The 22,918-nt window shown below is 68.5% G+C and carries 17 protein-coding genes; 7 read left to right on the forward strand and 10 right to left on the reverse strand.

From position 1 onward, the window contains the following. Position 1 precedes the first annotated feature (1 nt). Together ACF8LI_RS24055 and ACF8LI_RS24060 are read left to right on the forward strand one after the other, a co-directional pair. The gene (locus tag ACF8LI_RS24055) at positions 2 to 955 is read left to right on the forward strand and encodes a FecR domain-containing protein (RefSeq protein WP_046986841.1); all 954 of its coding nucleotides are present in this window, start codon (positions 2 to 4) and stop codon (positions 953 to 955) included. A 96-nt stretch (positions 956 to 1,051) separates the two neighbouring features. Next, positions 1,052 to 3,577 (forward strand): TonB-dependent siderophore receptor, encoded by a 2,526-nt coding sequence (locus ACF8LI_RS24060; RefSeq protein WP_392414416.1) that lies wholly within the window; start codon positions 1,052 to 1,054, stop codon positions 3,575 to 3,577. A 120-nt stretch (positions 3,578 to 3,697) separates the two neighbouring features. Here ACF8LI_RS24060 and ACF8LI_RS24065 read toward each other — a convergent pair whose 3' ends face one another. From ACF8LI_RS24065 to glmS, 4 genes are all read right to left on the reverse strand, one after another. Next, positions 3,698 to 4,744 carry a hypothetical protein gene (locus tag ACF8LI_RS24065; RefSeq protein WP_392414417.1) on the reverse strand — a complete coding sequence of 349 codons (1,047 nt, stop codon included), beginning with the start codon at positions 4,742 to 4,744 and terminating at the stop codon, positions 3,698 to 3,700. A gap of 149 nt (positions 4,745 to 4,893) precedes the next feature. Beyond that, positions 4,894 to 5,049, reverse strand: a complete 156-nt coding sequence (locus ACF8LI_RS24070; protein WP_016448436.1) for a hypothetical protein — start codon at positions 5,047 to 5,049, stop codon at positions 4,894 to 4,896. Between the two features lie 39 nt (positions 5,050 to 5,088). Then, positions 5,089 to 5,244: a hypothetical protein gene (locus ACF8LI_RS24075; protein ID WP_164474684.1), complete on the reverse strand. Its 156-nt coding sequence runs from the start codon at positions 5,242 to 5,244 to the stop codon at positions 5,089 to 5,091. 253 nt (positions 5,245 to 5,497) lie between these two features. Beyond that, positions 5,498 to 7,417, reverse strand: a complete 1,920-nt coding sequence (glmS, locus tag ACF8LI_RS24080; protein WP_016448444.1) for a glutamine--fructose-6-phosphate transaminase (isomerizing) — start codon at positions 7,415 to 7,417, stop codon at positions 5,498 to 5,500. A 137-nt stretch (positions 7,418 to 7,554) separates the two neighbouring features. On the opposite strand from glmS, the gene ACF8LI_RS24085 reads away from it, so the two are divergent. Both ACF8LI_RS24085 and ACF8LI_RS24090 read left to right on the forward strand, forming a co-directional pair. Then, on the forward strand, positions 7,555 to 8,070 hold the full coding sequence (locus ACF8LI_RS24085) for an Lrp/AsnC family transcriptional regulator (RefSeq protein ID WP_392414418.1): 516 nt from the start codon (positions 7,555 to 7,557) through the stop codon (positions 8,068 to 8,070). A 217-nt stretch (positions 8,071 to 8,287) separates the two neighbouring features. Continuing rightward, positions 8,288 to 9,412 (forward strand): diguanylate cyclase, encoded by a 1,125-nt coding sequence (locus tag ACF8LI_RS24090; protein ID WP_016448446.1) that lies wholly within the window; start codon positions 8,288 to 8,290, stop codon positions 9,410 to 9,412. 25 nt (positions 9,413 to 9,437) lie between these two features. On the opposite strand, the gene ACF8LI_RS24095 is transcribed toward ACF8LI_RS24090, so the two are convergent. Both ACF8LI_RS24095 and glmU read right to left on the reverse strand, forming a co-directional pair. Next, positions 9,438 to 10,295, reverse strand: coding sequence for an ATP-binding protein (locus tag ACF8LI_RS24095; RefSeq protein WP_016448447.1), 858 nt, complete (start codon positions 10,293 to 10,295; stop codon positions 9,438 to 9,440). Between the two features lie 94 nt (positions 10,296 to 10,389). Continuing rightward, complete coding sequence (gene glmU / locus ACF8LI_RS24100) at positions 10,390 to 11,820, reverse strand: bifunctional UDP-N-acetylglucosamine diphosphorylase/glucosamine-1-phosphate N-acetyltransferase GlmU (RefSeq protein WP_392414419.1); 1,431 nt, start codon at positions 11,818 to 11,820, stop codon at positions 10,390 to 10,392. Between the two features lie 104 nt (positions 11,821 to 11,924). Here glmU and ACF8LI_RS24105 point away from each other — a divergent pair, with 104 nt between their 5' ends. Beyond that, positions 11,925 to 12,899 (forward strand): LysR substrate-binding domain-containing protein, encoded by a 975-nt coding sequence (locus ACF8LI_RS24105; RefSeq protein WP_012207701.1) that lies wholly within the window; start codon positions 11,925 to 11,927, stop codon positions 12,897 to 12,899. 126 nt (positions 12,900 to 13,025) lie between these two features. Here the strand turns inward: ACF8LI_RS24105 and tyrS are convergent, their stop codons facing one another. Beyond that, the gene (tyrS, locus tag ACF8LI_RS24110) at positions 13,026 to 14,258 is read right to left on the reverse strand and encodes a tyrosine--tRNA ligase (RefSeq protein WP_026062926.1); all 1,233 of its coding nucleotides are present in this window, start codon (positions 14,256 to 14,258) and stop codon (positions 13,026 to 13,028) included. Positions 14,259 to 14,422: 164 nt separating this feature from the next. Here tyrS and ACF8LI_RS24115 point away from each other — a divergent pair, with 164 nt between their 5' ends. Both ACF8LI_RS24115 and ACF8LI_RS24120 read left to right on the forward strand, forming a co-directional pair. Beyond that, on the forward strand, positions 14,423 to 15,817 hold the full coding sequence (locus tag ACF8LI_RS24115; protein WP_046241655.1) for a peptidoglycan DD-metalloendopeptidase family protein: 1,395 nt from the start codon (positions 14,423 to 14,425) through the stop codon (positions 15,815 to 15,817). Positions 15,818 to 15,920: 103 nt separating this feature from the next. Beyond that, the gene (locus tag ACF8LI_RS24120; protein WP_074922467.1) at positions 15,921 to 17,069 is read left to right on the forward strand and encodes an anhydro-N-acetylmuramic acid kinase; all 1,149 of its coding nucleotides are present in this window, start codon (positions 15,921 to 15,923) and stop codon (positions 17,067 to 17,069) included. Positions 17,070 to 17,266: 197 nt separating this feature from the next. Here the strand turns inward: ACF8LI_RS24120 and ACF8LI_RS24125 are convergent, their stop codons facing one another. The 3 genes from ACF8LI_RS24125 to xdhA all read right to left on the reverse strand — a co-directional run bounded on the left by ACF8LI_RS24125 (position 17,267) and on the right by xdhA (position 22,783). Continuing rightward, complete coding sequence (locus ACF8LI_RS24125; protein WP_016448452.1) at positions 17,267 to 18,565, reverse strand: NCS2 family permease; 1,299 nt, start codon at positions 18,563 to 18,565, stop codon at positions 17,267 to 17,269. Positions 18,566 to 18,741: 176 nt separating this feature from the next. After that, the gene (gene xdhB, locus ACF8LI_RS24130) at positions 18,742 to 21,168 is read right to left on the reverse strand and encodes a xanthine dehydrogenase molybdopterin binding subunit (RefSeq protein ID WP_133073181.1); all 2,427 of its coding nucleotides are present in this window, start codon (positions 21,166 to 21,168) and stop codon (positions 18,742 to 18,744) included. A gap of 1 nt (position 21,169) precedes the next feature. Beyond that, complete coding sequence (gene xdhA / locus ACF8LI_RS24135; protein WP_016448454.1) at positions 21,170 to 22,783, reverse strand: xanthine dehydrogenase small subunit; 1,614 nt, start codon at positions 22,781 to 22,783, stop codon at positions 21,170 to 21,172. Positions 22,784 to 22,918: the final 135 nt, after the last annotated feature.

A 22,918-nucleotide genomic window follows, 5' to 3' on the forward strand; every position in this document is an offset into this window, starting at 1 on the left:
CATGCAGGCCGCAGACGCACGCATCCTGGACGAGGCCGCCCGCTGGCTGGCCCGCAGGCACGCCTCGGACTTCAGCGCGGCCGAGCAGGCCGAGCTGGCGCGCTGGCGCAGCCAGAGCAGCCGGCATGAACAGATCTGGCAATGCGCCGAGCAGCTCAAGGGCCGCTTCAACACCGTGCCCGCCGCCGTCGGCATGGCCACGCTCAACCGCGCGCGTCCCTCGGCGGCACGGCGCCAGTTGCTGCGCTCGGCCGTGCTGGCCCTGGCCACGCCTGCGCTGGGCTGGCTGGCCTGGCGCCATCTGCCCTGGCAGGACTGGACGGCCGACTACCGCACGGCCAGGGGCGAGCGCCGCGCGGTCACGCTGGCCGACGGCAGCCGCGTGCAGCTGAACACGGCCTCGGCCATCAGCGTGCGCATGGATGGCACGGCGCGGCGCATCCGCCAGCATGCCGGGGAAATCCTGGTCGAGACCGCGCATGCGCCGCCCTACGCCTCCCAGCCTTTCATGGTGCAGACAGACGACGGCCAGATGCAGGCCCTGGGCACGCGCTTCATCGTGCGCAAGCTGGAGCGGGGCACGGCGCTGGCCGTGCTGGAGGGCGCGGTGCGCGTCACGCCGGCAGCATCGGCCACGGCCGTGGTGGTGCATGCGGGCGAGCAACTGCAATTCGATGGACAAGGCGCCAGCGCCACCCGCCCGGTGGCGCCGCGGGACTCGGCCTGGACGCTGGGCGTGCTCTATGCCGAGAACCTGCGCCTGCAGGACTTCCTGGCCGAGCTGTCGCGCTACCGCGAGGGCCTTGTGCGGTGCGACGACGATGTCGCCGACCTGCGCGTTTCCGGCACCTACCAGCTGCATGACACCGACCGCATCCTGGCCCTGCTGGCCCAGACCCTGCCGGTGCGCGTGCACGAGCGCAGCCGGTACTGGGTGACGGTGGCGCGGCGCTGATTCGATTTTTTTCTGCCGTGGCTGTCCGGTTTTTCGCTCTCGCCTGTCAAGGCTTGCGAAGACCACTTTCATCGACAGCCCAGAGGACAGAACACCATGCACTCCCCTTCTTCCACCGCCGGACCAAGCGCCAGCCTGCGCGCCACCGCCTTGGCGGCCCTGGCCGTCAGCACCTCGCTGCTGCTGCACGCGCTGCCAGTCCAGGCGGCCGAGCCGGCCGCCAGCGCCGCTGCCAGGAGCTACCAGATCCAGCCGGGTCCGCTGGGCCCGGCGCTGATGGCCTTTGCCGCGCAGGCAGGCGTGAACCTGGGCATGGACCTGCAGCAGCTCGTCGGCATGGAGACACGCGGCCTGTCTGGCACGTTCTCCGTGGAAGACGGCTTTGCGCAGCTGCTGAACACTTCAGGCTGGACAGCGCGCCGCGTGGGTGCGGGCAACTACGCGCTGGAGAAGCTGCCTGCGGCGGCCCGCCAGGCGCCGTCCGCTGCAGCGGCCGTGCCCGCAGCGCCGGCCGCAGCCCTGGTCGCAGCACAGGCCACGGAGCTTGCCGCCATCACGGTGACCGCACGCACGCAGAACAACCTGGTCGCACCCTCGCGGCAGGTGACGATCCTGGAAGGCCAGGAGGTGGAACAGCTGCGCCAGGGCTCGGACAGCCTGGCCACCATGCTCAGCAAGGTGGTCCCCGGCATGGCGGACTCCAGCCACACCATCACCGACTACGGCCAGACGCTGCGCGGCCGCAACATGCTGGTGCTGGTGGACGGCGTTCCGCTGAACACCAACCGCGACTCGTCCAGGAACCTGGCCAACATCAACCCGGCCGACATCGAGCAGATCGAGGTGCTGCGCGGCAGCAGCGCCATCTACGGCAGCGGTGCGGCGGGCGGCATTGTCTCCATCCGCACCAAGCGGCCCTCGGGCGAGACGCGGGCCGAGACCATCGTCACCGGCTCGGCCCCGCTGTCCCGCCTGCGCGGCGCAGGACTGGGCGGCGAGGTGCAGCACTACCTGTCCGGCGGTGGCGAGGTGGTCGACTATTCGGTGAGCCTGGGCGCCAGGCACATGGGCGGCGCCTTCGACGCCAAGGGCAACCGCATTGCGCCCGAGCCCAGCCAGGGCGACCTGTTCGACTCCAACATCTACAACGCCTCGGCCAAGATCGGCTTCAAGCTCGATGCCGACCAGCGCCTGCAATTGACCGCCAGCCACTACAACGCGGCCCAGGACACGGACTACGCCTCCGACCCGTCGGTGGCGCGGCTGTCGGCAGGAACGGCGGCGGCCCGCCCCATCAAGGGCCTGGTGCTGGCCGACCAGAACCAGATCAAGAACACCATGCTGGGCCTGGACTACGAGAACCGGGACATCGCAGGCAGCACGCTGGCCGCCCAGCTCTACTACCGGGACTTCTTCACGCGGTTTGCGCCCTTCGACGCACGCGCGGTGCCGGTGCGGGGCGCCAATGTCGACCAGTCCATGCAGAACTCCGAGGTCTTTGGCGGGCGCCTGACCCTGAAGACGCCGCTGGGCGCCGGCAAGAAGAGCCTGCTGATCTGGGGTGCGGACTTCAACCAGGAGCGCACCGACATGCCCATCGACATCTTCGATCCACGGGCCTATGACGCCAGCGGCGGCCTGGTCTTCCACAAGACGGGCCAGCTGATCTACATGCCGCCCGTCACCACGCGCAGCATCGGCGCCTTCGCCCAGCTGCAGCACCGGTTCAATTCGCAATGGTCGGCGGAAGGCGGCCTGCGCTACGACCGCGCCCAGGCCAGCTTCAATGACTTCACGCCGCTGTCGCAGTCACGCGCCCCCAGCCCCCAGTCCGTGAACGGCGGCACCGTCAGGTACAACGCCTGGACCTACAACCTGGGCACGGTCTTCACGCCGGTCCCCGGCCAGGAGCTCTATGCCTCGTACAGCCAGGGCTTCGAGCTGCCGGACATCGGCGTGGTGGTGCGCAATGCCACGCCGGCCTTCAACCTGGGCAACTCCAACCTGCAGGCGGTCAAGACCAACACCTATGAAATGGGCTGGCGCGGCAAGTTCTCCAACGTGATGGCCAACCTCAGCGTCTTCCAGTCGCGCTCCAACCTGGGCGCCGTGCAGAGCTTCAATAATGGCCTGACCCTGCTGCGCACCCGCGAGAAGATCCATGGCATCGAAGGCGGCCTGGACTACTTCAGCGACGACGACCACTGGAGCGTGGGCGGCAGCTTCACCTGGATGAAGGGCCGCGAGCTGCCCCAGGCCGCCAGCGGCTACCAGGACATGACGGGCTTTCGCATCCCTCCGCTCAAGCTCACGGCCTATGTGGAGTACCGGCCCGACACGCGCTGGAGCCACCGCCTCCAGGCCACCGCCTATGCCTCCAAGGACTACCGCCTGGACGGCAAGACCGGCTTCGGCCGCTATGACACACGGGGCTACACCACGGTGGACCTGATCAGCCAGTGGAAGATCGACCCCAAGAACCGTGTGTCCCTGGGCGTGGAAAACCTGTTCAACCGCCATTACTTCCCGCTCTACAGCCAGCTGCTGCGCAGCAACAACAACACCAGCCGCCTGCCAGCGGCCGGCACGGTGCTGAAGATCAGCTACGCGCACACCTGGTGACCCCATAGGCAGGCACCGGTCGCCGCAGCCCGCCAACAACCGGCCGGGCACGGAAAGGGCCTCCACCCGACGCAGCCGATCAACGACCATCGACCATCGGCCATCGGCTGCGCCCGGACCTCAAGGCCCCTTGCGCAGCGAGATCGGCGTGCCCCAGATCGGATCGGCGGCGCCCTGGCGGCCCAGCGTGGTGACCTGCATGGGCGCCAGCCGCGCCATGAGTTTTTCCTGGTCAGGGGTCAGGTTGGCGCGGGAGGCCAGATAGGTGCGCGTGAATTCCATGGGCACCGGCAGCGTGTGGACGGTGAAGTCCTCCAGCGGGCATTCGACCTTCTCGGCCGCCACCTTGCGGCAGCCCGCCTGGCGGAACTGGTAGCTGGGCGTCTTCAGATACGAGCGCTGGCTCAGCACCAGCTGCCCGCCTTCCAGCGTGAAACTGGCCAGGGCCTGCCGGGGCGGCACGCGCACCTGGACCTTGAGCGCAGGGATGTCGCGCGAGTCCGTGTCCTGGTAGTAGCCCGCACCCATGCCCGGCGTACTGTCCGTGACCTGCCGCTCGCCCCAGGCCACGCAATGGCCCGAGGCACGGTGCACCGTGGTGCAGTACTTCTCGGTGCGGGTCTGCGTGTGCGTGGTGGCCTCCTTCCAGTTCATCTCGGTATAGAACTCGCGATAGGTCTCGGGCGCCAGGGACACCGTGCCGCTGGCGCCGCGGCCTGCGCCCGCAGTGCCCGCCTTGGCCCCCAGCTGGTCGAGCCGGGCATTGAGCCAGTAGTCATCGCCGCCCGTCAGCAGGTACTTGCCGGGGGGCAGGACATGGACCTCGAAGGCCTTGAAGAGGTAGGTGGTCTTGGGATCGCGCTGCAGCGCGTTGTTCTGGAACTTGCGGCCGAACACGATCTCCGGCCTGTCCTGGTGGGTCCACAGCACGTTCGAGGTCCATTTGGACATGCCGTCGGCGTCGGCCAGCGACTTGTGCGGCGTCAGGTCAGCCACCAGCACCACGGCCATGTTGGCCTTCAAGGCCTCGCTGATCACCCACAGCGTCTTCGCCTGCTCCGCCTCCTCCTTCTCGAGCTGCCCACTGGAAGGCGGCGCGGCACACCCCGACAATCCCAGGGCGAGCACCAGGGTCGGCAAAACGAAGCAGGGGCGCTGCAGTGTCATCGTTGAAATCCTTGGAGGTTGATGCTGGAAAGGCGTCATTGTGCGGGGAGATCTCCGGCGGCCCCGGCCAGGGCAGGCCCTCGACACGGAAAAGCCGCCCGAAGGCGGCCGGTTCCAGGGAGCGCTGCACCAGCGCTGGCTGCGATCAATCAGCGTTGCTGTGGCTGGCGCAAAGGCTGCCCTTGTTGGCGGACGTTCGCCTTGCACTGCATCTGGCTGTAGTTCCTGTCCGTGATGGGTTGCCCCATCTGCATGGGAACATAGGCCGGATGCTGCGGGCCTCTCGTGGGAAGAAGCTGTTTCATGGTTCCATCCTCACGTCAAACGGAACGCCGCCCAGCCTGTCAGCGGGGCTGATTGGGCTGCTGCTGGCCTGGCTGGTTCTGGCCAGGCTGCTTGTGCTGGGGGTTGTCCTGCTGCTGCTGTCCCGGGTTTTGCTGGTTCGGGTTCTGCTGCTGCGGGTTGTTTTGCTGCTGTTGCTGGTCGTTTTGCTGAGCCATGGGTATCTCCTTCACATGGTGGTCAAAGAGGCGCGTCAAACGAAGCGCCCGACTGCAGCGCAGATATGCACTGCGCTGGTAACCAGTGTGGGCCCGGACATGCGGCTCAGCCGTAGGACCGGCCAGAGCGTGCGCAGCCCCATGTTGCGACACCGCAGGTAGGCCAGCCGCCGGGTGTCCGACGGACATTTCGCACAGGGGGCAACGAAGGACCAGGGCAGGCCACGGCCTGCGCCCTACCCCGGCCCCCGCCTCACTCCACCGTCACGCTCTTGGCCAGGTTGCGCGGCTTGTCCACATCGGTGCCGCGTGCGCAGGCCGTGTGGTAGGCCAGCAGCTGCAGCGGGACCACGTGCAGGATGGGGCTGAGCGCGCCGTAGTTCTCGGGCATGCGGATGACATGCATGCCTTCGCTGCTTTCGATGTTGGTCTTGGCATCGGCCAGCACATAGAGCACGCCGCCACGCGCACGCACTTCCTGCATGTTGCTCTTGAGCTTTTCCAGCAGCTCGTCGTTGGGCGCCACCGTTACCACGGGCATGGCGCTGTCCACCAGGGCCAGCGGGCCGTGCTTGAGCTCGCCGGCCGGATAGGCCTCGGCGTGGATGTAGCTGATTTCCTTGAGCTTGAGCGCGCCTTCCAGCGCAATCGGGTAGTGGATGCCACGGCCCAGGAAGAGCGCGTTCTCGCGCTTGGCGAAGTCCTCGGACCAGCTGATGACCTGGGGCTCCAGCGCCAGCACGGATTGCAGGGCCACGGGCAGGTGGCGCATGGCGGCCAGGTATTGCTGCTCCTTTTCCTCGCTCAGCCGCCCTTGCGACTGGGCCAGGGCCAGGGTCAGCAGGAACAGGCCTGCCAGCTGGGTGGTGAAGGCCTTGGTGGAGGCCACGCCGATCTCCACGCCGGCGCGCGTGATGTAGGCCAGCTCGCATTCGCGCACCATGGCGCTGGTGGCCACGTTGCAGACGGTCAGCGTGTGCTTCATGCCCAGGTTCTGGGCATGGCGCAGCGCGGCCAGGGTGTCGGCGGTCTCGCCCGACTGGCTGATGGTGACGACCAGGGTCTTGGGATGGGGAACGCTGGTGCGGTAGCGGTATTCGCTGGCCACTTCCACGCTGCAGGGCAGGCCGGCCAGCGACTCGATCCAGTACTTGGCCGTGCAGCCGCTGTAGTAGCTGGTGCCGCAGGCCAGGATGAGCACGCGGTCGATCTCCTTGAACACGCGCCAGGCCGAAGTGCCGGCCTTGCCGTCCGAGGCCACGCCGTCGAACAGCTCGGGCACGATGGCCTGCACGCCTTCCAGCGTGTCGGCAATGGCGCGCGGCTGCTCGAAGATTTCCTTTTGCATGTAGTGGCGGTAGGGACCCAGCTCGGCCGCGCCGCTGTGGGCGTGCACGGTGCGCACGGGGCGCTGCTCGGGCGCCAGCCGCTCGCCGCCCTTGCCCACCAGCCAGTAGCGGCCGGGCTGCAGGTCCACGATGTCGCCCTCTTCCAGGTAGACGATCTGGTCGGTCACGCCGGCCAGGGCCATGGCGTCGCTGGCCAGGAAGTGTTCGGCACCGTCCTGGCCCACGCCCAGGATCAGCGGCGAGCCGGCGCGCGAGCCCACCACGCGCTGCGGTTCGTCCTTGTGCATGACGGCGATGGCAAAGGCGCCATGCAGGCGCTGCGTGGCGGCCTGCACGGCCTCGAACAGGTCGCCGCCGTAGAGGCTGTCCACCAGGTGGGCGATGACCTCGGTGTCCGTCTGGCTGGCGAAGACATAGCCCTTGGACTGCAGCTCGGCGCGCAGGGCTTCGTAGTTTTCGATGATGCCGTTGTGCACCAGGGCCACGCGGGCCGGCTGGTCGGTGTCGGCCACGGGCGAGACGCCAGGGCCGTGGCTGAAATGCGGATGGGCGTTGCGCACCGCCGGCTCGCCATGCGTGGCCCAGCGCGTGTGGGCAATGCCGGTGTGGCCGATGACCTTGTCCTGTTGCACCTGGTCCATGAGTTCGGCCACGCGCGCCGTGGAGCGGGCGCGCCGCAGGCCCAGGCTGTGCACGCCCTGTGCGTCCAGCGCCTGCACGGCCACGCCGCAGGAGTCATAGCCGCGATATTCCAGGCGCTGCAGGCCCTGGACGAGAACGGGGACGATATCGCGGAAGGAAACCGCTGCGACGATGCCACACATGGACAAGCTCCTTGTTTCGAGATGACGACGGATGCTACGCAGGTTGAAAAGAAATTTCTCTCCAGATTTCCTTATCTATTGAACTAATATTTCACCATCAGGCATTCAAGAAATATTATTTCAATATAAATAATAAAATGAACCAAAATTCCATTCAACTGGACGCTACCGACCTGCAGCTGCTGCAGCTGCTGCAAGAAGACTGCAGCCGCAGCAACCAGGCACTGGCCGCGCTGCTGCAGCTGTCGCCGCCCACCTGCCTGCGCCGCGTGCGGCGGCTGCAGGAGTCCGGGCTGATCGAGCGGCAGGTGGCCATCCTGCAGCCCGAACGCCTGGCCGCCGCCCTGGGCCATGGGCTGCAGGCCATTGTGGAGGTCTCGCTGGACCGCCAGGACAGTGACGCGCTGGACGGATTCGAGCGCCGCGCCGTGGCGCTGGACGCCGTGCAGCAGTGCTGGCGCGTATCGGCGGGGCCTGATTTCATCCTCGTGGTGGCCGCGCCCGACATGCCGGCCTACCTGGAGTTGAGCCGGGCGCTATTCACGGGCGACGCCAACGTGCGCAATGTCAAGAGTTTTTTCAGCGTCAGGCGCGCCAAGTTCTCCACCGCCATGCCGCTGCCGTCGGCAAATCCCGGAACAGGCGCCCAATGAGGCCAGGACGCTTGATTTTGCGAGTAATTGTGCGCATCAGGAAACTGCGCGGCGGCGGGACTGCGTAGGACAGCAAGCCTGCAATGTGTCCCGAACGCCAACTTTGGGCAACGTTGGACTTTAAGGCGTTGCGCACGCACGGGGACAATGATACAAATTGATGCAACAACACTTTCTGACGCGCTAGGCAATCGGCGCGCACTCGGCTCGCACCGCCATGTCCTTGCGCCAGCGCATCCATCGCCGCACCTATCCCTTGCGCGTCTCCAGCATGGCATTGGGTGGCCTCGTCGTGGGCACGACCATGACCGAGCTGGGCGCCAGCACGGCTGTCTGGGGCTTTGTGCTGGTGAGCGCCCTGGTCTGGCCGCACATCGCCTTTCTCCACGCCCGCCACAGCCGTGACAGCCACCGCGCCGAACACGCCAATCTGAAGATAGATGCGCTGATCATCGGCAGCTGGATTCCCGTCATGCATTTCTGTGCATTGCCCAGCATTGCGCTGCTGGCCATCAGCATTGCAGACCGCAACCACACGGCCACGCGCGACGGCTGGCTGCAATCGCTGTTCGCCACCTTCCTGGCCGCCGCCGCGGGGGCCCTGCTGCTGCGGCCCGCGCCCGAGTGGGAGGCCAGCCTGGCAGTGCAGCTGAGCATGCTGCCCCTGCTCCTGCTGCACAGCGTGTTCTCCAGCTGGTCCACGCGCCAGCTGGTGCGCAAGCTGGCACGACAGAACGTGAAGCTGCAGGTGCTCAGCCGCATCGACCCCCTGACCACGCTGTACAGCCGCGACTACTGGTGGCAGAAGGCGCGCGCCGCGCTGCGCGACTACCGGCAGACGCAGACCTCGGCCTGCCTGCTGATCGTGGACATAGACCACTTCAAGCGCATCAACGACAGCTTTGGGCACACCGTGGGTGACGAGGTGCTGCAGGCCATCGGCCTGACCATCCGGCACTGCCTGCGATCGCATGACGCGGCCGGCCGCTACGGAGGCGATGAATTCGCCGTGCTGTGCATGCACACCCATCTGGACGATGCCTATGCGGTGGCCCTGCGCATACGCAACCAGCTGAGCCAGCTGCGCGTGCGCGAGCACCCGCATCTGCGCGTCAGCGCCAGCATTGGCGTGGCGGCGGCGGACCCCAGCTTTCTGTCGGTCAAGGACTGGATCAATGCGGCCGACAGCGCGCTCTACAGCGCCAAGGACGCCGGGCGCGACCAGGTGATACCTGCTGCGCCGCTGATGGCCGGCAGCGCGCCCACCAGATCGGGCACGGACGCGGGCAGCGAGGCCTCGCGCCAGGCACACCAGCCCGAGCCGGACGACACGCTGATCTGAGGGCTGGCGCCAGCGGCAGGCAGACTCAGAGCCCGCGATCCGTGCGCCGCACTTCGCCGCCGGGCCAGTTCAGGCATACGCTGCAGCCGCCCGCGGGCGTGGCGCGGATGGTGGCCTCGCCGCCGTGGCGGCGCATGACGCCGCGCACCAGGGCCAGGCCCGTGCCCAGGCCCGGAAACTCCGACTCACGGTGCATGCGCTGGAAGATGCCGAACAGCGCGCCCGCACGCGAGGGGTCGAACCCCACGCCGTTGTCCGTCACGCTGAGCGTGATGCCGCCGTCGGCATGGCGCTCCACATCGATGGCAATGCGCGGCTGGGCCACGGGCTGGGTGAACTTGACGGCGTTGTCCAGCAGCGCCTCCAGCACCTGGCGCAGCAGGGCCGCGTCGGCACGCACGGCGGGACTTTGCTGCGGAAGGCTCCATTGCAGCCGCGCCGCCGCGCCGCAGGCCGCCCAGCGCGGCTGCGCCAGCACCGCCGTGCGCGCCTGCTCCAGCAGTTCCTGCAAGGCAATGGGCTGCCACTGCATGGGCGTGCGGGCGGCGCGCGCCAGGGCCAGCAGGCCGTCGAGCATGCCGCCCATGCGTCGGGCGGACTGGTCCATGGTCTGCAGGAAGCCGCGTGCCTCCTGCAGTTCCTGCGGCGAAGGCGCGGCCTGCGACAGCAGCTCGTCCACCAGGGGGCCGAAGGACAGCACATGGCGCAGCGGCGCGCGCAGGTCGTGCGACACCGCGTGCAGCCATTCCTGCTGCGCGGCGCGCAGGGCCTGCAGCTCCTGCTCGCGCTGGGCCAGGCGCTCCAGCGCGTCCTGCAGCGTACGGGGCGGGCCTTGCAGGTCGGCAGCAGGGTCGGGCGGAGGGTGGGCGAAAGGTTCCGTCATGGCATGGACAGGGTCAGGAGATTCGGAAAATCGGCTTGCCCCGTACGGGACCCGCCGGCGATGCGGGCCCTCGAGCCCACGTGTCTCGGAAGTCTCAGGACTTGGGCAGTTTGACCGGGCGCTTCCAGCTGGTGATGCTCACCTGCCTGCCCCGCGATACCGTGAGCACGCCAGGCTCGGTGTTCTTGGTGACCGTGGAGCCGCCGCCCACCGTGCCGCCCGCGCCAATGGTCACGGGCGCCACCAGCACGCAGTTGCTGCCGATGTGCACGTCGGCCTCGATCACCGTGCGGTGCTTGTTCACGCCGTCGTAGTTGGCCGTGATGGAGCCGGCGCCGTAGTTGACGCGCTCGCCCACCGTGGCATCGCCCAGGTAGGCCAGGTGGTTGGCCTTGGCGCCATCGGCCAGCACGGAGTTCTTGACCTCGACGAAGTTGCCGATGTGCACTTCGCGGCCCAGCTGCGCCCCGGGGCGCAGGCGCGCAAACGGGCCCACCAGGGCGCCCTCGCCCACGCTGACGCCGGCCTTCTCGCCATCGACATGCGTGTACGGATGGATGACGGCGCCCGCCGCAATCGTGGCGTTGGCAATGCTGCAATAGGCGCCGATGCGCGCGCCTTCGCCAATCTCCACATGGCCGCTGAAGATGCAGCCCACGTCGATCTCCACATCCTGCCCGCAGACCAGGCGGGCCGCACGGCCGGTGCGCGGGTCGTCGCGCAGGTCAAAGCGCGCGGGGTCGGCCAGGCGCACGCCCTGCTCCATCAGCGTGCGGGCCTGGGCGCCCTGGTGGGCGCGCTCCAGCTCGGCCAGCTGCAGCGGGCTGTTGACGCCGGCCACCTGCACGGGGTCGGCAATGCAGTGCGCGACCACGGGCACGCCGTCGGCCACGGCCATGGCGACCACGTCGGTCAGGTAGTACTCGCCCTGGGCGTTGTCATTGGTCAGGCGGGCCAGCCAGCCGGCCAGGTGGCGGGCCGGCACGGCCATGATGCCGCTGTAGATTTCCTGGATGGCGCGCTGGGCGTCATTGGCATCCTTTTGCTCGACAATGCGCTGCACCGTGCCGTCTTCGCCGCGCACGATGCGGCCATAGCCCGTGGGATTGGGCAGGCGCACGGTCAGCAGCGCCAGCCGCTGGCCATCGGCCGCATCGACCAGGGCGCGCAGCGTGTCGGCCTGCGTCAGCGGCACATCGCCCGAGAGCACGATGACCATGCCGTCGCCCGCCAGCACAGGCACGGCCTGCTGCACCGCATGGCCCGTGCCCAGCTGCGGCTCCTGGCGCACGAACTTCAGCGCCATGGAGCCGCCCTGGCAGGCCGCCGCCATGGCGGGCTCCACCTGGTCCGCGCCGTGGCCCGTGACCACCACGGCCGAACGCGCATCCAGCTGCGCTGCGGTCGCCAGCACATGGCCCAGCAGCGGGCGCCCCGCCAGGCGCTGCAGGACTTTGGGAAGGCGGCTTTTCATGCGCGTGCCCTTGCCCGCGGCCATGATGACGAGATCCAGAGGTGCTGTCATAGGTGATTCATCCAAAACGCCAGAACCTGTGCCGGCAACGCCGCCGATTATCTGCCCGCCAAGGGCTGCGGCCGGTCACACGATTGACGTATGCTGGCGGCGCCATGCCCCATGCCACCACTGCACCCGTTCCCCTGCTGCGCACACGCGCCATCGGAGCCGGCCATCTGCGTGCCTTCCTGGCCGTGGCCCGGCACCTGAATTTCCGCGCGGCCGCCGACGAGCTGTCGCTGACGCAGTCGGCCGTGAGCCGCCAGATCCAGTCGCTGGAGGATGAAGTCGGCGTGCCGCTGTTCCTGCGTCACACGCGCGCCGTGGAACTGACCGGGGCCGGCGCCCAGCTGCTGCGCTCGGTGGCGCCCGCGCTGGAGCAGATCGACGCCTCGGTGCGCCAGATCCGCCAGACCGTGGGCCGCAAGAGCGTGGCCATCACCACCTGGGCCAGCTTTGCCGCCATGTGGCTGATCCCGCGCCTGGAGTCCTTCCAGCGCGCCTGGCCCGATATCGACATCCGCATCGACACCAGCGACACCGTGATGGACCTGGACACCACCGACGTGGACCTGGCCCTGCGCTACGGCCGCGCGGGCGACGGCTGGCCCCAGGCGCAGCGCCTGTTCGGCGAGCAGCTGGCCGTGGTGGCCAGCCCGCGCCTGCTGGCCGGCGGCCCGCCGCTCAGGACGCCGGCCGACGCGGCCCGCTACACGCTGATCGAGACCGGCGACGCCCACCGCATGCCCCAGCTGGAGTGGCTGGGCTGGCAGCGCTGGTTCGGCGTGCAGGGCTGCGACCAGCTGCAGCCGCCGCGCTGGCTGTACTTCAACTACGCCCACCAGATCGTGCAAGCCGCACTGGCCGGACAGGGCCTGGCCATTGCACGGCTGCCGCTGGTGGCCGATGCGCTGGCGGCTGGCGACCTGGTCGAGGTGCTGCCCGCGCACCGGCTGGAATCGCCGCTGGCCTACTGGCTGATCGTGGGCCCGCGCAGCGCCGCGCGTCCCGAGGTGGCCGCCTTCTGCCGGTGGCTGCAGGAGCAGGCCGAGGTCACGCGCGAAACCGTCGAATCGCCCCCGGCTTGAAAAATGCCCCCCACGCTCCCCGAGGGGGCCGTTTTCATCTTGGGGCGGCCCGGCGATGAAAAAAGGACGCGGGCATGCCGGCGTCCTTCATTGCTGTGCAGCCGGGCGCATGGCCCCGCGCGGGCATCAGCCCAGCGTCACGCGCGCAAACTTGCGCTTGCCCACTTGCACCACATAGGTGCCGGCTTCGAGCTTGAGGCCCCGGTCGCTGATGGCCGAGCCATCCACGCGCACGCCGCCGCCGTCGATCAGGCGGTTGGCCTCGCTGGTCGAGGGCGCCAGGTTGGCCTGCTTGAGCAGGGCACCGATGCCCAGCGGCGCGCCCGACAGGCTGACCTCGTCGATCTGGTCGGGAATGCCGCCCTTGCTGCGGTTGTTGAAATCCTGCTCGGCCGCATCGGCCAGCGCCGCGCTGTGAAAGCGCGCCGTGATCTCCTTGGCCAGCAGGACCTTGGCGTCCTTGGGGTTGCGCCCGCCTTCCACCTCGGCCTTGAGCGCGGCGATCTCGGCCAGGCTCTTGAACGACAGCAGGGTGTACCAGTTCCACATCAGCGTGTCCGAGATGCTCAGCACCTTGGCGAACATGGTGTTGGCGTCCTCGGTGATGCCGATGTAGTTGTTCTTGGACTTGGACATCTTGTGCTCGCCGTCCAGGCCCACCAGCAGCGGCATGGTGAGCACGCACTGCGTGTCCTGCCCGTATTCCTGCTGCAGGTGGCGGCCCATGAGCAGGTTGAACTTCTGGTCCGTGCCGCCCATTTCCAGGTCGGCGCGCAGCGCCACCGAGTCATAGCCCTGCAGCAGCGGGTAGAGGAATTCATGCAGGCTGATGGAGCTGCCCTCGGTGAAGCGCTGGTGGAAGTCGTTGCGCTCCATCATGCGGGCCACCGTGTACTTGGCCGACAGCTCGATCATGCCGCGCGCGCCCAGCTTGTCGCACCACTCGCTGTTGTAGCGCACCTCGGTGCGCGCCGGGTCCAGCACCTTGGCGGCCTGGGTGTAGTAGGTCTCGGCGTTGACCTTGATCTGCTCGGCCGTCAGCGGCGGGCGCGTGCTGTTGCGGCCCGAAGGGTCGCCGATCAGGGTGGTGAAATCGCCGATCAGGAAGATCACCTGGTGGCCCAGGTCCTGCAGCTGGCGCATCTTGTTGAGCACCACGGTGTGGCCCAGGTGGATGTCGGGCGCCGTCGGATCCAGGCCCAGCTTGATGCGCAGCGGCACGCCCGTGGCCTCGGAGCGGGCCAGTTTCTGCACCCAGTCGGCCTGGGGCAGCAGTTCATCCACGCCGCGCAGGGTGATTTCAAGCGCTTGGCCTACACCTTCAGTGACTGGGTATGTTGTAACAGCAGATTGATTCATAAGGGTTTTTCGCCAGGCCGCGTAGGACCGCGTCGGTATACTCCGGGGATTTTCCCGCTGCGGCGAATTCTAGACGCCCGCCTTTCCGCACCACAGAGCGCGGACTTGTTGCCCGTCTGGAGAGCGTATCCCGCCGCTGCGATGCTGTCCGGCCCCCAGGCCGGATGCGCGCAACCCAAGGATCTGATGTTGTGAAATATGGCTTGAACCATGCCAGCGGTGCTCTTGTTGCGCGGCTGACCTCCGTGATCCAGCAACACCCCAAGCGTGTCACCGCAGCACTGGCAGCCATCTTGCTCACGGGCGGCGGCGGCGCCTTCGCCGTGGCCAACCTGGGACCCGATCCGGCCGACCTGCCGGTGCGCATGCTCTCCACGCCCGTGGAATCGCTGGCAGAAGGCCAGACCCTGGCCGAGCTGACCGACAGTGTGCAGGGCATGTCCCTGTACCGTTCCGAATACACGCGTGGCAGCGACACGGCCGAAACCCTGCTGCAGCGCCTGGGCGTGGCCGATCCGGCCGCCGCCGCCTTCATGCGCGGCAACGACCAGGTGCGCCAGCATGTGCTGGGCCGCGCCGGCCGCCTGGTGACGGCCGAGACCACGCCCGACCACCAGTTGTCCCTGCTGACCGTGCGCTGGGCACCCGACGAGGACGGCAGCTTCCGCCGCCTCGTGGTCGAGCGCAAGAACAATGAACTGAGCACACGCATCGAGACGGGCAAGCTGACCGCCTCGCCGCGCCTGGCCGGCGGCATCATCCGCAGCTCGCTGTTCGCCGCCACCGATGCGGCCTCCATTCCCGATGCCGTGGCCATGCAGATGGCCGACATCTTCCAGGGCGACGTGGACTTCCGCCGCGGCCTGCGCAAGGGCGACCGCTTCTCGGTGGTCTACGAATCGCTGGAAGCCGATGGCGAGCCGCTGCGCGCGGGCCGCGTGCTCAGCGCCGAGTTCCACAACAACGGCAAGGTCGTGCAGGCCCTGTGGTTCCAGGACGAAGGCAAGGCCAAGGGCGACTACTACACCATGGACGGCAAGAGCCGCCGCCAGGCCTATCTGACCTCGCCCGTGGAGTTCTCGCGCATCAGCAGCGGCTTTGCCATGCGCATGCACCCCATCCACAAGACCTGGCGAGCCCACCTGGGAACGGACTTCGCGGCGCCCACGGGCACCAAGGTACGCACCGTGGGCGACGGCACCGTCTCCTTCGCGGGAGTGCAGAACGGCTACGGCAACGTGATCTTCGTGGACCACGCCAACAACCACACCACGGTCTATGCCCACCTGAGCCACATCGGCGTCACGCGCGGCCAGCGCGTGGAACAGGGCGACATCATCGGCAACGTGGGCTCCACGGGCTGGGCCACGGGCCCGCACCTGCACTTCGAGTTCCGCGTCAATGGCGAGCACCGCGACCCCATGACCATCGTCCAGGCCACCGATGCCGCCCGCCCCGTCTCCAAGGCCGGCCGCGCCGCCTTCGACAAGATGGCCGCGCAGATGCGCATCGAGCTGCAGGCATCGAACGAGGCGCTGGCCTTGGCCACCGAGCGCTGAGCACTGCGCCCCCCTTCAAAGGCTGCCCTGGCAGCCTTTGTTGTTTCAGACGCATCCTTTTGTGATTGCCGGCCCGGGGTCCCGCAGGGCTACCATTGCCGGCATGAACCAGCCAGCCCCCTCCCCCATCGCCCACCGCTACTGCATAGGCCTGATGTCCGGCACCTCGCTCGACGGGGTGGACGGCGTTCTCGTGGACTTTGCCGAAGGCACGCAGGTGCTGTGGCATGCCAGCCGGGGGTTCGACGCCGCGCTGCGCGCCGAGCTGCTGGCCCTGAACACCCCCGAGGGCCGCGACGAGCTGCACCGCGCGGCGCTGGCGGCCAATGCGCTGGCGCGCAGCTATGCCGAGGTGGTGCGGGAGCTGCTGCAGGCCACGGGCCTGGCGCCCGGCCAGATCGCAGCCATCGGCGCCCACGGCCAGACCGTGCGCCACCGGCCGCAGATGTTCGACGGCACGGGCTACACGCTGCAGCTCAACAGCCCGGCCCTGCTGGCCGAGCTCAGCGGCGTTGCCGTGGTGGCCGACCTGCGCAGCCGCGACGTGGCCGCTGGCGGCCAGGGTGCGCCACTGGTGCCCGCCTTCCACCAGGGCGTGTTCGGCCGGCCCGGCGAGACGGTACTGGTGCTCAACATCGGCGGCATTGCCAATCTCAGCGTGCTGGCGGGCGATGGCACGGTGCTGGGCTTCGACTGCGGCCCCGGCAATGCGCTGATGGACGGCTGGTGCCAGACGCACACGGGCCAGCCCTATGACGACGGCGGCCAGTGGGCGGCCACGGGCCAGGTGCTGCCCGCCCTGCTCGACCGCCTGCTGGCCGAGCCTTTCCTGCAGCAGCCGCCACCCAAGAGCACGGGGCGCGACCTGTTCCACGCGGACTGGCTGGCCGGCCATCTGTCCGCCAGTGCAACCAGCGCCGCCGATGCCCGCCCCGCCGACGTGCAGGCCACGCTCACCGAATTCACGGCCCGGGCCTGCGCCAGTGCCGTGCAGCGCTTCGGGCGTGGCGGCGGCGAGCTGCTGGTCTGCGGCGGAGGCGCCTTCAACACGCAGCTGATGCAGCGCATCGCCGCCCTGCTGCCCGGCGTGGCCGTGGACACCACGGCCGCGCGCGGCCTGCCGCCGCAGCAGGTGGAGGCCGCCGCCTTCGCCTGGCTGGCGCGCCAGGCCCTGCTGGGCCTGCCCGGCAACCTGCCGGCCGTCACAGGCGCACGCGGCCCGCGCATCCTGGGCGCCATCCACCCCGCATAAAAAAACCGTGCAAGGCATCCGCCAAGCATGGGCCCACCAAACATCTTGCCTGAGCCCAAAGCCTATGAAACTGGCGCGGCCCAAAAGCAGGGACGCCGAGCAAGAGCCGCCTCGCGGCGAGGGCGTCGTCCCCCTCCCGCGAAGCGAGAGAGGGCGCCGTGCATACGGGGGAAGGCGCGTAAGCGCCTCAGGGGGTGCTATCCGCCTATATAGACGAACTTGAAGAGGAAGACGCCGCCGATCAGCCACACCATCCAGTGCACTTCCTTGGAACGGCCCGTAAACAGCTTGAGCACGGCATAGGTGATGAAACCGAAGGCCAGGCCATTGGCCACCGAGTAGGTGAAGGGCATGAGCAGGGCCGTGACGGCGGCGGGGATGGCCTCGGTGGTCTCGCCCCATTCGATCTCGGTCAGCTCCTTGAGCATCAGGCAGGCCACGAAGAACAGCGCGGGCGCCGTGGCGTAGCCGGGCACCACGCCGGCCAGGGGCGACAGGAACAGGCAGCACAGGAAGAGCGCGGCCACGGTCAGCGCCGTCAGGCCCGTGCGGCCACCCGCTTGCACACCGGCCGCGCTTTCCACGTAGGCCGTGGTGCTGGAGGTGCCCAGCAGCGAGCCCGCGAAGATGGCACCGCTGTCGGCCAGCAGCGAACGGTTGAATCGTCCCATGCGGCTGGGCACCAGCAGGCCCGCGCGCTTGGCCACGCCCATCAGCGTGCCCGTGGCATCGAACAGCTCGACCAGGAAGAACACCAGCACCACGTTGAGGATGCCGCCGGTCAGCGCGGACTTGATGTCCAGCTGCAGGAAGGTGGGCGCGATGGAGGGCGGCGCCGAGAACACGCCGTGGAACTCGTTGCCCGCGAAGAAGAACGAGGCCACGGTGACCACGACGATGCCGATCAGGATGGCGCCCGGCACCTTCAGGCGGTCCAGCACCACGATGATCAGAAAGCCCAGCGAGGCCAGGATGACTTCGGGCTTGTGCAGGTCGCCCAGGGTCACGAAGGTGGCCGGCGATGCCGCGACGATGCCCGCGCTCTTGAGCGCGATCAGCGCCAGGAACAGGCCGATGCCCACGGTGATCGCTATGCGTATGGACTGCGGTATGCCCTTGATGATCAGCTCCCGCAGGCCGAACAGCGTCACCAGCAGGAACAGGCAGCCCGAGACGAAGACCGCGCCCAGCGCGGCCTGCCAGGTGAAGCCCATGTGCAGCACCACCACGTAGGCGAAATAGGCGTTCAGGCCCATGCCCGGCGCCAGCGCGATGGGATAGTTGGCGTACAGCGCCATAATGGTCGTGCCCAGCGCCGCGATCAGGCAGGTGGCCACGAAGACGGCCCCCTTGGGCATCCCCGCATCCCCCAGGATCGAGGGATTGACGAAGATGATGTAGGCCATCGTCAGAAAGGTCGTCAGGCCCGCGACCAGCTCGGTTCTTACATTGGTGCCGTGCTCACTGAGCTTGAACACCCGTTCCATCCAGTTCATCGCATTGTCTCCGTGTTGTTTTCGCATGCGGGGCGCAACGGTTGTGAAAGCGCCCAGGGTTGAGCACCGGCTGTCCAGGCCGGCACAAGGCATGGCACCCTGCCGGGCGGCCATGGACCTGGTTGCGCGCATCGCTGCGCGCCGATTCAAGGAATGAGGGGGCGGCGCCGGTCCGCTCAGCTCCCGGCGGCCTGCACGGCCTCGATGGCGCGCAGGATGGATTCCGGCGTGGCCGGCGATTGCAGCGGCGGGTTGCTGCGGTGCCCGCCCGCGGCCGAGATGGCATCGCGGATGGCGAAGAACACCGAGAACGGCAGCAGCAGCGGCGGCTCGCCCACGGCCTTGCTGCGGTGGATGGAGTCCTCGAAGTTGTCGCCCTCGAACAGCCGCACGTTGAACACGGGCGGGCAGTCGTTGGCCGTCGGGATCTTGTAGGTGCTGGGCGCGTGCGTGGTGAGCTTGCCGCTTTGCGGGTGCCAGACCAGCTCTTCCGTGGTCAGCCAGCCCATGCCCTGGATGAAGGCGCCCTCGACCTGGCCCACGTCCACGGCCGGGTTCAGCGAGCGGCCCACGTCGTGCAGCACGTCGGCGCGCAGCAGCTTGAACTCGCCGGTCAGCGTGTCCACCACCACCTCGCTCACGGCGGCGCCGTAGGCGTAGTAGAAGAAGGGCCGGCCCTGCATGGTGTCCTTGTTCCACGACAGGCCGGGCGTGGCATAGAAGCCGTCGGACCACAGCTGCACGCGCTCGATGTAGGCCTCGCCCACCACGGCCTTGAAGTCCAGCACCTTGCCGTTGACGTGGACCTGGTCGTTGGCGAAGCGCACGTCCTCCGCGCGGCCGCCATGGCGCTCTGCGGCGCAGGCGGCCAGGCGCTCGCGGATCTGGCGCGCCGCGTCCTGCGCGGCCTTGCCGTTGAGGTCGGCCCCCGTCGATGCCGCCGTGGCCGAGGTGTTGGCCACCTTGGTGGTGTCGGTGGCCGTGACGCGCACGCGACCGAAGCCCACGCCCAGCTCATGCGCCACGACCTGGGCCACCTTGGTGTTCAGGCCCTGGCCCATCTCGGTGCCGCCGTGGTTCACGAGGATGGAGCCGTCGTTGTAGACATGGACCAGGGCGCCGGCCTGGTTGAAGTGCTTGACGTTGAAGGAGATGCCGAACTTGAGCGGCGTCAGCGACAGGCCGCGCTTGAGCACGGGGCTGGCCGCGTTGAACTCGGCGATGGCATCGCGGCGCGCGCGGTAGTCGCTGCAGGTCTCCAGCTCGGCCACCAGCTCGTGGATCACGTTGTCGGTCACGACCTGGCTATAGGGCGTGACATTGCGCTCGGTCTTGCCGTAGAAGTTGACGCGGCGCACATCGAGCGCGTCGCGCCCCAGCTCGCGCGCCACCGTCTCCATGATGTTCTCGATGGCGATCGCGCCCTGCGGGCCGCCGAAGCCGCGGAACGCCGTATTGCTCTGCGTATTGGTCTTGCCGGAGTAGCCGTGCATGGACACATCGGGCAGCCAGTACGTGTTGTCGAAGTGGCACAGCGCGCGCGTCATCACGGGGCCGGACAGGTCGGCCGAGTGGCCGGCGCGCGAGACCATGGAGATCTCGGCGCCGAGGATGCGGCCCTCGTCGTCGTAGCCCACCTCGTACTCGTACCAGAAGCAGTGGCGGCGGCCCGTGATCATGAAGTCGTCATCGCGGTCCAGGCGCAGCTTGACGGGGCGGCGCAGCCGCGTCGCGGCCACCGAGGCCACGCAGGCGAACAGGGCAGACTGCGACTCCTTGCCGCCGAAGCCGCCGCCCATGCGGCGGCACTCCACATGCACGGCGTGCGAGGCCACGCCCAGCGCATGCGCCACCAGGTGCTGCATCTCGCTGGGGTGCTGGGTGGAGCAGTACAGGTGGACGGCGCCGTCCTCCTTGGGGATGGCGTAGCTGATCTGGCCTTCCAGGTAGAACTGCTCCTGGCCGCCCACGTAGAACGAGGACTTCAGGCGGTGCGGCGCCTCGTCCATGGCGCGGCGCGCGCCGCCTTCATTCGTGCTGCGCGCCAGGTGCATGGGCGGCAGCACGTACTGGCCCAGCTCATGCGCCTGCTGGGGCGTGAGCACGGGCGGCTCGGCCGTGATGTCGGCCGCCGCCTTGGCCTGGGCCGCAGCCAGGCGCGCCGCCTCGCGGCTTTCGGCGATCACGGCGAACAGCGGCTGGCCCAGGTAGCGGATCTCGCCGCTGCACAGGATGGGGTCGTCGTGGATGATGGAGCCGCAGTCGTTGACGCCGGGAATGTCCTCGCCGGTGAGCACGGCCACCACGCCGGGCATGGCGCGGATGGCGTCGAGCTTGAGCGCATTGAGCCGGCCATTGGCCACGGGCGACAGGCCCAGCGCACAGTGCAGCGTGCCGTCCAGCTCGGGCAGGTCGTCGATGTAGGCGGCCTCGCCGGCTACATGCAGATGGGCCGACTCATGCGGGCGGCTGATGCCCACGCGCTGGCCCTGGGTGTGGGCGCCGGCCTCGGCACGCTCGTCCACGCGGAAGGCGGTGTTCTTCAGGTAATGCGCAAAGGCCTCGGACGAGTGCAGCAGGGAAGGGTCGATGGGGCGGTTCATTTCAGGCTCCTTGGTGCACTGCGTGGGGCATCACGCTCCAGACGCTGGTGGCCTGCAGCGGCAGCGGCTGCTGCGGACGTGTCTCCAGCCACAGGCGCTGCAGCAGGTTCTGCGCCACCTTGAGCCGGTAGTCGGCGCTGGCGCGCATGTCGGACATGGGCTTGAAGTCCTGGGCCAGCGCGGCCTGGGCGGCCTTCACTGCGGCCTGGTCCCAGGGCTGGCCCACGATGGCCGCCTCCGCCAGGGCCGCACGCTTGACCACGGCGGCCATGCCGCCAAAGGCCAGGCGCGCGGACTTCACCACCTCGCCATCGAGCTCGATGGCCAGCCCTGCGCACAGCGCCGAGATGTCGCAGTCAAAGCGCTTGCTGATCTTGTAGGCACGGGTCTGGCGCCGTGCAGCGTCCAGCGGCACGGCCAGTGCCTGCACGAACTCGCCCGGTTCCAGCTGGTTCTTCATGTAGTCCAGATAGAAGTCATGCAGCGGCATGCGGCGCACGCGCGCGCCCTTGCGCAGCTCGATCTGCGCGTCCAGCGCCATCAGCACGGGCGGGGAGTCGCCAATGGGCGAGCCATTGGCCACGTTGCCGCCCATGGTGCCCGCATGGCGGATGGGCACGGAGGCAAAGCGCAGCCACACATCGGTCAGCCCCTCGAAGCGCTGCGACAGCGCCGACCAGGCCGATTCCAGCGAGGCACCGGCGCCGATGTACAGCTCGCCGCCGTCCAGGCTGCCCGCGCCGCGGCGCTCCTCGACGCGCTTCATCTCGGCCACGTCGCCCACATAGACGATGTCGCCCAGGTCGCGGAACTGCTTGGTCACCCACAGCCCCACATCGGTGGAACCTGCCAGCAGGCGCGCGCGGGGCTTGGTCTCGCACACGGCGGCCAGCTCGTCCAGCGTGCGCGGAGCGTGGAAGCTGTCCACACGGCCGCCCTGGGCGGCGTTGGGAGCGGCGTAGTCCAGGCCGGCATCCTGCGCGCGCAGGCCCTGCAGCGCCTGCACCACGGGTTCGGTGGCCATGCGCGTGGCGGGCAGGTCGAACATGCGCTGGCCTGCGTCCAGGATGGGACGGTAGCCCGTGCAGCGGCACAGATTGCCCGACAGCTCGTCGGCCAGCTGCTGGCGCGAGGGACGCGTGCCGGCCTGCTGGTGGTGCTCGTAGGCCGACCACAGCGACATCACGAAGCCCGGCGTGCAAAAGCCGCATTGGGAGCCGTGACAGTCCACCAGCGCCTGCTGCACGGGGTGCAGCTCGGCACCACCTGCGGGCTTGCCCGTGGCACAGCCCTGCTTGCCGGCGCACTGGCCCTTGACGTCCTCCACCGTGAACAGCGCCTTGCCGTGCAGCGTGGGCAGGAACTGGATGCAGGCATTGACCGTCTGCAGCTGCAGGCCGCCCACGGCGTCGGGCGCGCCGTCTTCGGCCAGCTCGGCGATGACCACGGTGCAGGCGCCGCAGTCACCTTCGTTGCAGCCCTCCTTGGTGCCGGTGCAGCGCGCGTCGCCGCGCAGCCAGTCGAGCACCGAGCGCGTGGGATGCGGCCCCTGTACCTCGACGATCTGGCCGCGGTGATAGAAGCGGATGGGTTGGGAACTGGGGCTCTGGCTCATGCTCGTGGGGGCAACTGCTGGTGCGTGGACTGTTCGGATCACGACTTACGCAAATTCCGAGGAAGAAAGCCGCTGGCCCTGTGGCGATGGCGTGTTTGCGTTCTTGCTTGCGTAAGTCCTGCGGATGTACGCGAG

The organism is Delftia sp. WSY_12 (genome assembly GCF_043104645.1).
In the GTDB taxonomy this organism is placed as follows: domain Bacteria; phylum Pseudomonadota; class Gammaproteobacteria; order Burkholderiales; family Burkholderiaceae_C; genus Comamonas; species Comamonas tsuruhatensis.